At 62.3% G+C, this 14,210-nt stretch carries 2 protein-coding genes; both read left to right on the forward strand.

Annotation, left to right across the window (positions count from 1 at the left end):
- Nucleotides 1-219: 219 nt before the first annotated feature.
- Nucleotides 220-13,203 (forward strand): non-ribosomal peptide synthetase, encoded by a 12,984-nt coding sequence (locus ACIQU2_RS15150; protein ID WP_403142093.1) that lies wholly within the window; start codon nt 220-222, stop codon nt 13,201-13,203.
- 155 nt (nt 13,204-13,358) lie between these two features.
- Complete coding sequence (locus ACIQU2_RS15155; protein ID WP_403142095.1) at nt 13,359-14,171, forward strand: alpha/beta fold hydrolase; 813 nt, start codon at nt 13,359-13,361, stop codon at nt 14,169-14,171.
- The last annotated feature ends 39 nt before the right edge of the window (nt 14,172-14,210 follow it).

Genomic DNA, 14,210 nt, shown 5'->3' on the forward strand with positions numbered 1-14,210 from the left:
GCTGACGCACCGCAGCCCCATTGGCGATCAGGCTTACCGACTAATTATTTCAAGACGTCAACCGTTCTCATTGGTGAATGGTTCCGGGTAGCGGCCGCGGCCAAAGCAGCATTCCCAAGCCTTGCGCGGTCGGCGAAGACCGCGCGCTGCATGCCCCGGAAGGGGCGTGACGTCAGAAAACCGATTCCACTTGCAAGCCGAATTCAGGCAGGAAACCTCATGACCGACGCGTTCGAACTCCCCAGCACACTGGTCCAAGCCCTTCAGCGCCGAGCGGCCCTGACGCCGGACCGGGTGGCCTTGCGTTTTCTCGCCGAAACCCAGGATCAGGCTGTGGTGCTCAGTTATCGCGAGCTGGATCAGCGGGCGCGGACCATTGCTGGCGCGTTGCAGGCCGAGGCTGCGTTTGGCGATCGCGCGGTGCTGCTGTTTCCCAGCGGCCCGGATTACGTCGCGGCGTTCTTCGGCTGCCTGTACGCCGGTGTGATCGCGGTGCCGGCCTATCCGCCGGAGTCGGCTCGTCGTCATCATCAGGAGCGTTTGCTGTCGATCATTAGCGATGCCGAACCGCGTTTGCTGCTGACCAGCGCCGCTCTGCGCGATGCGTTGCTGCAAATCGACGGAGCGCCGCCGTTGCTGTGTGTCGACACCCTCGACAGCGCCCTGGCCGAACGTTGGGCGGCGCCGAACCTTGCAGACGACCACATCGCGTTCCTGCAATACACCTCCGGTTCCACCGCGTTGCCTAAAGGGGTGCAAGTCAGCCACGGCAACCTGGTGGCCAATGAACTGCTGATTCGCCACGGCTTCGGCATTGATCTGAATCCTGACGACGTGATCGTCAGCTGGTTGCCGCTGTACCACGACATGGGCCTGATCGGCGGTCTGTTGCAGCCGATTTTCAGCGGCGTGCCGTGCGTGTTGATGTCGCCGGCGTATTTCCTCGGCCGGCCGTTGCGCTGGCTGGAAGCGATCAGCGAGTACGGCGGCACCATCAGCGGCGGGCCGGACTTTGCCTATCGGTTGTGCAGCGAGCGGGTCAGTGAATCGGCCCTGGAACGCCTCGATCTGAGCGGCTGGCGTGTGGCGTATTCCGGTTCCGAACCGATTCGCTTCGATACGCTGGATCGCTTCGCCGAGAAGTTCGCGACCTGCGGTTTCACCCCGGACAGTTTCATGGCGTCCTACGGATTGGCCGAAGCGACGCTATTCGTGGCCGGCAGCCCTCGCGGTCAGGGCATTGGCAACCTGCGCGTAGACGATCAAGCCCTGGCACAAAACCGTGCCGAGCCAGGCGAGGGCAGCGCGATCATGAGTTGCGGCATCAGTCAGCCGGATCACGCGGTGCTGATTTTCGATCCGACAGCCCTCAACGAGTTGGCTGACAACACGGTCGGCGAAGTCTGGGCCGCCGGGCCAAGTATCGCCCACGGTTACTGGCGCAACCCGGAAGCCAGCGCCCAAACCTTCGTGCAACACGCTGGCCGTACCTGGCTGCGCACCGGCGACCTGGGCTTTATGCGCAACGGTGAACTCTTCATCACCGGACGCTTGAAAGACATGCTGATCGTCCGTGGCCACAACCTTTATCCGCAAGACATCGAACAGACCATCGAGCGCGAAGTGGAGGTGGTGCGCAAAGGTCGTGTCGCCGCTTTCGCCGTGAACATCGAGGGGCAGGAAGGCATCGGCATTGCGGCGGAAATCAGCCGCAGCGTGCAAAAAATCCTCCCGCCCGACGCCCTGATCAAAGCCATCCGCCAAGCCGTGGCCGAGGCGTATCAGGAAGCGCCAAGCGTGGTGGTGCTGCTCAATCCGGGCGCGTTGCCCAAGACCTCCAGCGGCAAATTGCAACGCTCGGCATGCCGCAATCGTCTGGCGGACGGCAGCCTCGACAGCTATGCACTGTTCCCGTCGTCAGACATCGAAAGTAAATCCGCGACCGAATCAGGTTCCGAACTGCAAACCTTGATTGGCCAGATCTGGTGCGAACAGCTGAGCGTCAAACAGGTTAGCGCCGACGATCACTTCTTCCTGCTCGGTGGCAACTCCATTGCCGCCACTCAGGTGGTCGCGCGTCTGCGCGAAGCACTCGGTCTGGAGCTGAACCTGCGCCTGCTGTTTGAAGCGCCGACCCTTGGCGCGTTTGCCGCCGCAGTCGCTCAGCAACAACAGGACGGCGGACTCGCCCAAGGCGCGATCACCCCGCTGTCGCGCACCGAAGCCATGCCGCAATCGCTTGCGCAAAACCGTCTGTGGATCACCTGGCAACTCGACCCGCAGAGCAGCGCCTACAACATTCCCGGCGCCTTGCGCCTGCGCGGCGAGCTGGATGAAGACGCCTTGCGCGCCAGTTTCCAACAGCTGATCGAGCGTCACGAATCCCTGCGTACGCGGTTCTTCGAACGTGATGGTGTGGCGCTGCAACAGGTCGATGCAGCAAGCGAATTCAACCTGCAACTCATCGATATCAGCGACCTGCCGGTTGCCGAGCGTGAAGCGCGCGCGCAACACATTCGTGAAGACGAAGCCCGTACTCAATTCGATCTGGAGAAAGGCCCGCTGCTGTGGGTGACCTTGGTGCGCCTCGATGAAGAGGACCATCAACTGTTGGTGACGCTGCATCACATCATCGCCGACGGCTGGTCGCTGAGCGTGCTGATCGATGAGTTTTCGCGCCTGTATGCCGCCGCGTCCCAAGGACAAAAGGCGACGCTTCCGGTATTGCCGACCCAGTACGCCGATTACGGCAGCTGGCAGCGTCAATGGCTGGCGCAAGGGGAGGGCGAGCGTCAGCTGGCTTACTGGAAAGCGCAATTGGGCGATGAGCATCCAACCCTGAACTTGGCCACCGACCATCCGCGCTCGGCGCAACACACGCACAGTGCTGCCCGCCATTGCGTGAAGCTGGGCGCGACCCTGAGCGATGCCATTCGCCAGACCGCCCAGGCCCATGAATCCACTTCGTTCATGCTGTTGCTCGCCGCGTTCCAGAGCCTGCTGCACCGCTACAGCGGCCAACGCGACATCCGCATCGGCGTGCCGAACGCCAACCGTCCGCGCCTGGAAACCCAAGGGCTGATGGGCTTCTTCATCAACACCCAGGTGCTGCGCGCCGAGTTGGATTCGCAGCTGCCATTCGTCGAGCTGCTGGCGCAAACCCGTCAGGCCGCGTTGGGCGCACAAGCGCATCAGGATCTGCCGTTCGAACAATTGCTCGAAGCCTTCCCGCAAGCCCGCGAACAAGGTTTGTTCCAGGTCATGTTCAACCACCAGCAGCGGGATTTGAGCGCATTGCGTCGCCTGCCAGGGCTGCTGGCTGAAGAGCTGCCGTGGCACAGCCGCGAAGCCAAGTTCGACCTGCAACTGCACAGCGAGGAAGACCGAAATGGTCGCCTGAGCCTGTCCTTCGACTACGCCAGCGAACTGTTCGACACCGCGACCATCGAGCGTCTGGCCGAGCATTTCAGCAACCTGCTGCGAGCCGTTTGCGAACAACCGAAAACCGCCATCGGCGACCTTCCACTGCTGACCCCGAGTGAACACGATCAGCAAACATCGTGGAGCGCCGCTCCGTGCACACCGGCCAGCCAATGGCTGCCGGAACTGCTCAACGAACAGGCTCGCCTGACCCCTGAGCGCACTGCGCTGATGTGGGACGGTGGCACCATGGATTTTGCTGAGCTGCACACCCAATCCAATCGCCTGGCCCATTACCTGCGCGACAAAGGCGTCGGCCCGGACGTCTGCGTGGCCATCGCCGCGGAGCGATCGCCGCAACTGCTGATCGGCCTGCTGGCGATCATCAAGGCCGGTGGCGCCTACGTGCCGCTGGACCCGGATTACCCGGCCGAACGCCTGGCCTACATGCTCAGCGACAGCGGCGTCGAGTTGCTGCTGACCCAAACCCAATTGCTTGACCGCTTGCCGGCCACCGATGGCGTCAGCGTGATCGCCATGGACGCCTTGCATCTGGAGAGCTGGCCGAGCCACGCACCGGGCCTGCACTTGCACGGCGACAACCTGGCGTACGTGATTTATACCTCCGGTTCCACTGGCCAGCCGAAGGGCGTCGGCAACACCCACGCAGCCCTCACCGAGCGCCTGCAATGGATGCAGAACACCTATCGTTTGAACGACACCGACGTGCTGATGCAAAAGGCGCCGATCAGTTTTGACGTGTCGGTGTGGGAGTGTTTCTGGCCGCTGATTACCGGTGCACGCTTGCTGATCGCCGGCCCCGGCGAACACCGCGATCCGCATCGTATTGCGCAACTGGTTCGACAGTTCGGCGTGACCACGCTGCACTTTGTGCCGCCGCTGCTTTCGTTGTTCATCGAGGAACCGCTGACTGCCGAATGCACCAGCCTGCGCCGCGTATTCTCCGGTGGCGAAGCCTTGCCCGCCGAATTGCGCAACCGCGTGCTGGAACAACTGCCAGCCGTGCAATTGCACAACCGCTACGGCCCGACCGAAACCGCGATCAACGTCACTCATTGGCACTGCACAACGGCCGATGGCGAACGCTCGCCGATTGGTCGTCCGCTGGGCAATGTGCTGTGCCGCGTGCTCGATGAGGCACTCAATCCCGTTCCGGCCGGTGTGCCGGGTGAACTGTGCATCAGCGGTATCGGTTTGGCCCGTGGCTATTTGGGGCGTCCGGGTCTGACTGCAGAACGTTTTGTCGTCGATCCATTGGGCGAGCAGGGCGCGCGTCTGTACCGCACCGGTGACCGTGCACGCTGGACCGCTGACGGTGTGATCGAATACCTCGGCCGTCTCGATCAGCAGGTCAAGCTGCGTGGCTTCCGCGTTGAACCGGAAGAAATCGAAGCACGATTGCTGGCTCAGGACGGTGTCGCTCAAGCCGTGGTGTTGGTGCGCGAGACGGCGGCCGGTGGACAGTTGATCGGTTACTACACCGCAACCGATTCCACAGAAGATATTGATGCTCAAACCGCACGCCTGAAAGCTGCGCTAGCCGCCGAGTTGCCGGAATACATGGTCCCGGCGCAACTCATGCGTCTGGACGAAATGCCCCTGAGCCCGAGCGGCAAACTCGATCGTCGCGCCTTGCCGGAACCGCAATGGCAAGTGCGCGAACACGTCGAACCGGTTACCGCGCTGGAACAACAAATCGCCGGCATCTGGCGTGAGGTATTGGGCCTCGCGAAAATCGGTCTGCGCGACGATTTCTTCGCACTCGGCGGCCATTCCTTGCTGGCCACGCAAATCATCTCCCGCACTCGTCAGGCCTGCGACGTCGAGTTGCCGCTGCGCGCGCTGTTCGAAAACAGTGAGTTGGGCGCCTTTGCCGAACAGGTTCAACTGATCCAGGCCAGCGGCAAAACCAACCAGCAACCGCCCATCGAGAAAGTCGATCGCAGCCACCCGGTGCCTTTGTCCTATTCCCAGCAGCGCATGTGGTTCCTCTGGCAGATGGAACCGGACAGCCCGGCCTACAACGTTGGCGGCATGGCGCGGATGCGCGGGGTGCTCGATGTCGGGCGCTTCGAAGCCGCGCTGCAAGCGCTGATCATGCGTCACGAAACCCTGCGCACCACGTTCCCGAGCATCGATGGCGTGGCGCAGCAACGGGTTCACCCGGACACCGGCATGCGCATGGACTGGAAGGACTTCTCCGCGCTCGACGTTGATCGCCGCGAACAACGCGTCCAGCAACTGGCCGACGACGAGGCACATAAACCCTTCGATCTGGAGACCGGACCGCTGCTGCGCGCCTGCATGGTCAAGACCGCCGAGCAGGAGCACTACCTGGTGCTGACCCTGCACCACATCGTCACCGAAGGCTGGGCGATGGACATCTTCGCCCGGGAACTGAGCGCGCTCTACGAGGCCTTCGTCGATGACCGCGAATCGCCGCTGGAACCGCTGCCGGTGCAATACCTGGATTACAGCGTCTGGCAGCGCCAGTGGCTGGAGTCCGGCGAACGTCAGCGCCAACTCGACTACTGGACCGCGCAACTGGGCCGCGAACATCCGCTGCTGGAATTGCCCGCCGACCGTCCACGTCCTCCCGTGCAAAGCCATCAAGGCGAATTGTTCCGTTTCGACCTGAGCGATGAGCTTGCCGCACGGGTTCGCGCCTTCAATGCGCAAAATGGTCTGACCCTGTTCATGACCATGACCGCCGCGCTGGCCGTGCTGCTTTACCGCTACAGCGGCCAGACCGACCTGCGCATCGGCGCGCCGGTGGCCAACCGGATTCGTCCGGAAAGTGAAGGGCTGATCGGTGCGTTCCTCAACACCCAAGTGCTGCGTTGCCAGCTCGACGGGCAGATGTCCGTGGGTGAGTTGTTCGAGCAGGTTCGCCACACCGTGATCGAAGGCCAGTCCCATCAAGACTTGCCGTTCGATCATTTGGTGGAAGCCTTGCAGCCGCCGCGTAGCGCGGCTTACAACCCGTTGTTCCAGGTGATGTGCAACGTGCAGCGCTGGGAATTCCAGCAGAGCCGCACACTCGCTGGCATGACCGTCCAGTACCTGGCCAACGATGCCCGCGCAACCAAGTTCGACCTCAACCTGGAAGTCACCGACCTCGACCATCGCCTGGGTTGCTGCCTGACCTACAGCACCGATCTGTTCGATGAACCGCGCATTGCTCGGATGGCCGGGCATTGGCGCAACCTGCTGGAAGCGCTGCTGGCCGATCCGCAACAGCGCCTCAGTGAACTGCCGCTGCTGGACGCCACCGAACAGCAAAACCTGCTCGACAACCTCGGCGTCGAGCCGGGCGAACATCGCCTCGACCAGTGCATTCATCACCTGTTCAGCGAGCAGGCCCTGACCCGAAAAGATGCACCGGCATTGACATTCGCCGGGCAAACCCTGAGCTACGCCGAACTCGACAGCCGCGCCAATCGCCTGGCCTGGATGCTCCGCGAGCGGGGCGTCGGGCCGCAGATTCGGGTGGGGCTGGCGCTTGAGCGTTCACTGGAAATGGTCGTCGGCCTGTTGGCGATCCTCAAGGCCGGCGGCGCCTACGTGCCGCTGGACCCGGAATATCCGCTGGACCGTTTGCACTACATGATCGAAGACAGCGGCATCGGTTTGCTGCTCAGCGATGCGGCGATGTTCGAAGCGCTTGGCGAGCTGCCGCCAACCGTGGCTCGCTGGTGCCTCGAGGAGGATGCCGCCACACTGGCCAACTACCCGGCCACCGAGCTGCCGTTTATCAGCCTGCCGCAACACCAGGCGTACCTGATTTACACATCGGGCTCTACCGGCAAACCGAAAGGCGTGGTGGTGTCCCACGGTGAAATCGCCATGCACTGCCGTGCGGTGATCGAGCGTTTCGGCATGCGTCCGGACGACTGCGAGCTGCACTTCTATTCCATCAACTTCGACGCCGCGACCGAGCGTTTGCTGGTGCCTTTGTTGAGTGGTGCTCAAGTTGTTCTGCGCGCTCAAGGCCAGTGGGACGCGGAAGAAATCTGCGGTCTGATTCGCCGCCACAACATCAATATCCTCGGCTTCACTCCAAGCTACGGCAGCCAGTTGGCGCAATGGCTGGCGACTCAGGGCGAGACGTTGCCGGTGCGGATGTGCATCACCGGCGGTGAAGCGCTGACCGGCGAGCATCTGGCGCGGATTCGCGCAGCGTTCAAGCCGAGCCTGTTTTTCAACGCCTACGGCCCGACCGAAACCGTGGTCATGCCGCTGGCCAGTCTGGCGCCCGAGCAATTGGAAGAAGGCCTCGGCAGCGTGCCGATCGGCAGCGTGATCGGCGCGCGGGTGGCCTACATCCTAGACACTGATCTGGCGCTGGTGCCGCAAGGCGCGACCGGCGAGTTGTACGTCGGCGGCGCCGGTCTGGCGCAGGGTTATCACCAGCGTCCGGGTATGACGGCCGAACGTTTTGTGGCTGATCCGTTCGCCGCCAATGGCGGGCGTCTTTACCGCACCGGCGATCTGGTGCGCCAGCGCGCCGATGGTCTGGTGGAGTACCTCGGCCGTATTGACCATCAAGTGAAGATTCGTGGTTTCCGCATCGAACTGGGTGAGATCGAGACCCGTCTGCTGGAGCATGAATCGATCCGTGAAGCCGTGGTGCTGGCGCTGGATGCCCCGAGCGGTAAACAACTGGTCGGCTATCTGGTGACTGAAGTCGCCGGGCAAGACGAAGTGCAACAACACACTCTGCGTGAAGCGTTGAAGGCGCACCTCAAATCCCAGTTGCCGGATTACATGGTGCCAACGCATTTGATCCTGCTGGCCAGCATGCCGCTGACCGCCAACGGCAAACTCGACCGCCGCGCATTGCCGGCGCCGGATCCGGAGCTGAACCGTCAGCAGTACGTGGCGCCGAGCAACGAGCTTGAACTGACGCTGGCCGCCATCTGGTGCGAAGTTTTGAACGTTCTGCAGGTCGGCCTCAACGACAACTTCTTCGAACTGGGCGGCGATTCGATTCTGTCGATCCAGGTGGTCAGCCGTGCGCGGCAGCAGGGTATTCACTTCAGCCCGCGTGACCTGTTCCAGCACCAGACCGTGCAAACCCTGGCCGCCGTGGCGACCCGCACCGTGCAAATCACGGCCGAGCAAGGTTTGCTGACCGGCGAATCGCGTCTAACGCCGATCCAGCACTGGTTCTTCGACACCGACATCCCCCAGCGCCAACACTGGAACCAGGCGTTGCTGCTGGAACCCACTGTGGCGCTTGAGCCCCATCGCCTGGAGCAAGCGCTGCTGGCTGTGATCGAACAGCACGACGCCTTGCGTTTGCGTTTCTCTGAGATTGCGGGGCAATGGCAAGCCGAGCACCAGGCGGTTTCCGACGCGCCGGTGTTGTGGCAAGTGCGCGTTTCGTCCATGGACAAATGCGCGGCGCTGTTCGCCGATGCCCAGCGCAGCCTCGACCTTGAGGAAGGGCCGCTGATGCGGGCGCTGCTGGTCGACGGTCCCGAGGGCCAACAACGGCTGTTAATTGCCATTCACCACCTGGTGGTGGACGGCGTTTCGTGGCGGGTGCTGCTGGACGACCTGCAAACGGTGTATCGCCAACTGGACGCGGGGCAGTCGGTAAAACTGCCGGCGAAAACCAGTGCCTTCAAGGACTGGGCCGCACGCTTGCAGGCGTATGCCGGCAGCGAATCCCTGCGTGAAGAATTGAGTTGGTGGCAGTCGCAACTGGCCGGTGAAAGCGTCGAATTGCCGTGTGATCGCCCCGAGGGTGGCCGGCAGAATCGTCATGCGCAAACCGTCAGCGTGCGCCTCGATGTCGAGCGCACTCGCCAACTGCTGCAACAGGCACCGAGCGCCTATCGCACTCAGGTCAACGACTTGCTGCTGACCGCATTGGCCCGCGTGCTGTGCCGCTGGAGCGGTCACGAATCGGCGCTGATTCAACTCGAAGGTCACGGCCGCGAAACGCTGTTCGACGAGATCGACCTGACCCGTACCGTCGGCTGGTTCACCAGCGCTTATCCGCTGCGCTTGACGCCGGAGAACGAGCAGGGCGCCGCGATCAAGGCGATCAAGGAACAACTGCGCGCGGTGCCGCACAAAGGTCTGGGTTATGGCGTGCTGCGTTATCTCGCCGATGACTCGAGCCGGCAGACCATGGCTGCCTTGCCGGTGGCGCCGATCACCTTCAACTACCTCGGTCAGTTCGACCAGAGCTTCGGCGCGGACGCCTTGTTCCGTCCTCTCGATGAAGCGGTCGGCGCGGCCCATGATCCTCGCGCGCCGCTGCCCAATGAGCTGAGTGTCGACAGTCAGGTCTATGGCGGTGAGCTGGTGCTGCGTTGGACCTTCAGTGCCGAACGCCACGATCTGCGGACCATCACTGAGCTGGCAGACGCTTACCTCGGCGAATTGCAGAGCCTGATCGAGCATTGCCTGCGCGCCGATGCGGGAGGCCTGACGCCGTCGGACTTCCCGTTGGCGAAACTGACCCAGCCGCAACTCGACGCGTTGCCCATCCCGGCCGCCGCCATCGAAGACGTCTACCCGCTGACACCGATGCAGGAAGGCATGCTGCTGCACACCTTGCTGGAACCGGGCACCGGCCTCTACTACATGCAGGATCGCTACCGCATCAACAGCGAGCTCGACCCGCAGCGTTTTGCCCAGGCCTGGCAAGCGGTGATCGCCCGCCACGAAGCCCTGCGCGCGTCGTTCTGCTGGAACGTGGGCGAAGACATGCTGCAAGTTATCCACAAGCCGGGCAGCACGCCAATCGAGTACCTGGACTGGAGCGCAATCGCCGAAGTCGAGCAGGAGCCGAAGTTGCAGGCGTTGCTCAAAAGCGAGCGCGAGGCCGGGTTCGATCTGCTCAATCAGGCACCGTTCCACCTGCGTCTGATCAAGGTCGGCGCGGCGCGCTACTGGTTCATGATGAGCAACCACCACATCCTCATCGATGCCTGGTGCCGTTCGCTGCTGATGAACGATTTCTTCGAAATCTACACCGCCCTCGGCGAAGGCCGGGAAGCGCAGCTTGGGCTTGTGTCGCGTTATCGCGACTACATCGGCTGGCTGCAACGCCAGAGCCTGGCCGAGGCGCGGCAGTGGTGGAGAACCAACCTGCAAGGTTTCGAGCGGACCACGCCGATTCCGAGCGACCGGCCGTTCCTGCGCGAACATGCCGGCGAAAGCGGCGGCATGATCGTCGGCGACCGCTACACACGGCTGGATGCCCGTGACGGTGCGCAACTGCGCGAACTGGCTCAGGCCCATCAGCTGACCATCAACACCTTTGCCCAAGCGGCGTGGGCGTTAGTGCTGCGCCGTTTGAGCGGTGATCGCGACGTGCTGTTTGGTGTCACAGTGGCCGGGCGTCCGGTGGACATGCCGCAGATGCAGCGCACGGTCGGGCTGTTCATCAACAGCATCGCGCTGCGGGTGAAAATGCCGGAAGACGATCAGCGTTGCAGTGTTCGTCAATGGTTGAGCGGTTTGCTCGACAGCAACATGCAACTGCGCGAATACGAATACCTGCCGCTGGTGAGCATTCAGGAAAACAGCGAACTGCCCAAGGGCCAGCCGTTGTTCGACAGCCTGTTCGTGTTCGAAAACGCCCCGGTGGAAGTCTCGGTGCTGGACCGTGCGCAGAGCCTCAACGCGACCTCGGATTCGGGCCGCACCCACACCAACTTCCCGCTGACGGCGGTCTGCTATCCGGGCGATGACCTGGGCTTGCACCTGTCTTACGACCAGCGTTATTTCGATGAGTCGACCGTCGAGCGCATGCTCGGCGAGTTCAAGCGATTGCTGCTGGCGCTGGTCGAAGGATTCCACGGCGACATGGCCGATCTGCCGTTGCTGGGCTTTGAAGAGCAAGACTTCCTGATCCACGGGTGCAACCAGAACGAACACGAGTACCCGCTGGAGCAGAGTTACGTCGAACTGTTCGAGGCTCAGGTTGCTCAGCATCCTCAGCGGATGGCTGCCAGTTGCCTGGGTCAGCAGCACAGCTACCTTGAGCTGAATGAGCGCAGTAACCGTCTAGGTCACGCCTTGATCGCCGCTGGTGTGAGGCTGGATCAACCGGTGGCGTTGCTGGCTGAACGTAACCTCGATCTGCTGGGCATGATCATCGGCAGCTTCAAGGCGGGCGCCGGTTACTTGCCACTGGACCCGGGCCTGCCGAGTCAGCGTCTGAGCCGGATCATCGACCTGAGCCGCACGCCGTTGCTGGTGTGTTCTCAGGCCTGCCGCGAGCAAGCGTTGGCGCTGCTGGATGAGTTTGGTTGCGCCAACCGGCCCACGTTGTTGGTCTGGGAAGAGGTGCAGGCGAGCGATGTTTCGGTTGCCAACCCGGGCATCTACAGCGGCCCGGACAACCTCGCCTACGTGATCTACACCTCGGGTTCGACCGGCCTGCCGAAAGGCGTGATGGTCGAACAGCGCGGCATGCTCAACAACCAGTTGAGCAAGGTGCCGTACCTGAACCTGAGCGATGCCGACGTGATCGCGCAGACTGCTTCGCAAAGTTTCGACATTTCGGTCTGGCAGTTCCTCGCCGCACCGCTGTTCGGCGCTCGGGTGGACATCGTGCCGAACACCATCGCCCATGATCCGCAAGGGTTGCTGGCGCATGTGTCGACCCAGGGCATTACCGTGCTGGAAAGCGTGCCGTCGCTGATTCAGGGCATGCTCGCCCAGGAACGCATGAGCCTCGACGGCCTGCGCTGGATGCTGCCGACCGGTGAAGCGATGCCGCCGGAGCTGGCGCACCAATGGTTGCTGCGCTACCCGGAGATCGGGCTGGTGAATGCTTACGGTCCGGCGGAATGCTCGGACGACGTGGCGTTCTTCCGCGTCGACATGGCGTCGACTCGTGGCAGTTATCTGCCGATCGGTACGCCGACCGACAACAACCGTTTGTACTTGCTTGATGGTGCCTTGGAACTGGTGCCGTTGGGTGCGGTGGGCGAGTTGTGTGTCGCCGGAACCGGGGTCGGCCGTGGCTACGTCAGTGATCCGTTGCGCACGGCTCAAGTGTTTGTGCCTGACCCATTTGGCGCGCCGGGGGATCGTCTGTATCGCACCGGTGATCTGGCCCGTCGTCGCAGTGACGGCGTGCTGGAATACGTCGGGCGGATCGACCATCAAGTGAAGATCCGCGGCTACCGCATCGAACTGGGTGAAATCGAAGCGCGTCTGCATGAGCAACCGCAAGTGCGCGAAGCGGCGGTCGGCGTACAGGAAGGCGTCAACGGCAAACATCTGGTCGGCTATTTGGTAGCGGCTGATTCTTTGATCAATTCAACGGAGCGACTGGAACGCATCAAGCAACGTCTGCGCGCTGAACTGCCGGAATACATGGTGCCGTTGCACTGGCTATGGCTGGATCGCATGCCGCTCAACGCCAACGGCAAGCTTGATCGCAAGGCGCTGCCAGTGCTGGAGATCGGCCAGTTGCAGAGCCAGGACTACCAGGCGCCGCGCAATGAACTGGAGCAGACGCTGGCGGATATCTGGGCCGAGGTGCTGAAGGTCGAGAAGGTCGGTACTCGCGACAACTTCTTCGAGCTGGGCGGGCATTCATTGCTGGCGACGCAGATCGCTTCGCGGGTGCAGAAAGCCCTGCAACGTGATGTGCCGCTGAGGGCGATGTTTGAATGCAGCACGGTGGCGGAGTTGGCCGAATACATCGACGGATTGGCGGCGAGCGACATCACCGAGGAGAAGGTGGATCGCCTCAATGACCTGATGGCGGAGTTGGAGGGGCTTTAAAGTCAAAAGATCGCAGCCTGCGGCAGCTCCTACGGGTGTACTTAGACCCCTGTAGGAGCTGGCGAAGCCTGCGATCTTTTGATCTTTGGCAGGTTGACTGTGGAACGACTCCGGCACAGTCTGCCTGCTCCATTTTTTGCCAGAGGAGACAGTCAATGCCCTTCGTTACGGTTGATGGACAACCCCTTCACTACATTGATCAAGGCACCGGCCCTGCCGTTCTGCTGGCCGGCAGTTATCTGTGGGACCAGGCCATGTGGGCGCCGCAGATTGCCGCTCTGTCGCAGCAATACCGGGTAATTGCTCTGGACCTGTGGGGCCATGGTGAATCCGGGCGGATGCCCGAGTGCACAAGGTCGCTGGATGACGTAGCGCGCCAGGCACTGGCGCTGCTCGATCATCTGGACATCGACCGTGTCACGCTGGTCGGTCTCTCGGTCGGCGGCATGTGGGGCGTGCGTCTGGCGCTGTCGGCACCGCAGCGGATCAACGGTCTGGTGCTAATGGATACCTACGTCGGCGTCGAACCCGAACCGACTCGCCAGTACTATTTCTCGCTGTTCAAACAGATCGAAGACACCGGCGTGATTGCGCCGCCGCTGCTCGATATCGTCGTGCCGATCTTCTTCCGTCCGGGCATCGATCCGCAGTCGGCGCTGTATCAGGATTTCCGCGCCAAACTGGCCGCACTGCCGCCGGAGCGTCTGCGCGAGAGCATCGTGCCGATGGGGCGGATTACGTTTGGGCGGGATGATCTGTTGCCGCGTCTGGGCGAGTTGAATCCTGACACCACGCTGTTGATGTGTGGCGATCAGGACAAACCGCGGCCGCCATCCGAGACGAGGGAGATGGCCGAGTTGATCGGTTGCCCATCTGTGCTGGTGCCGGAGGCGGGGCATATCTCCAATCTGGAGAATCCGCAGTTCGTCACCGAAGCACTGCTGAAGTTTGTGGCTGACATAACTTAGTCGATCTTACTGACGCCATCGCGAGCAAGCTCGCTCCCA

Source organism: Pseudomonas sp. NPDC098740, from assembly GCF_044760065.1.
GTDB classification, from domain to species: Bacteria; Pseudomonadota; Gammaproteobacteria; order Pseudomonadales; family Pseudomonadaceae; genus Aquipseudomonas; species Aquipseudomonas rossensis.

Excerpts from the sequence above, each read along its gene's own strand:
- ACIQU2_RS15150 (WP_403142093.1), top strand. The coding sequence starts at position 220 with ATGACCGACGCGTTCGAACTCCCCAGCACACTGGTCCAAGCCCTTCAG.
- ACIQU2_RS15155 (WP_403142095.1), top strand. The coding sequence starts at position 13,359 with ATGCCCTTCGTTACGGTTGATGGACAACCCCTTCACTACATTGATCAA.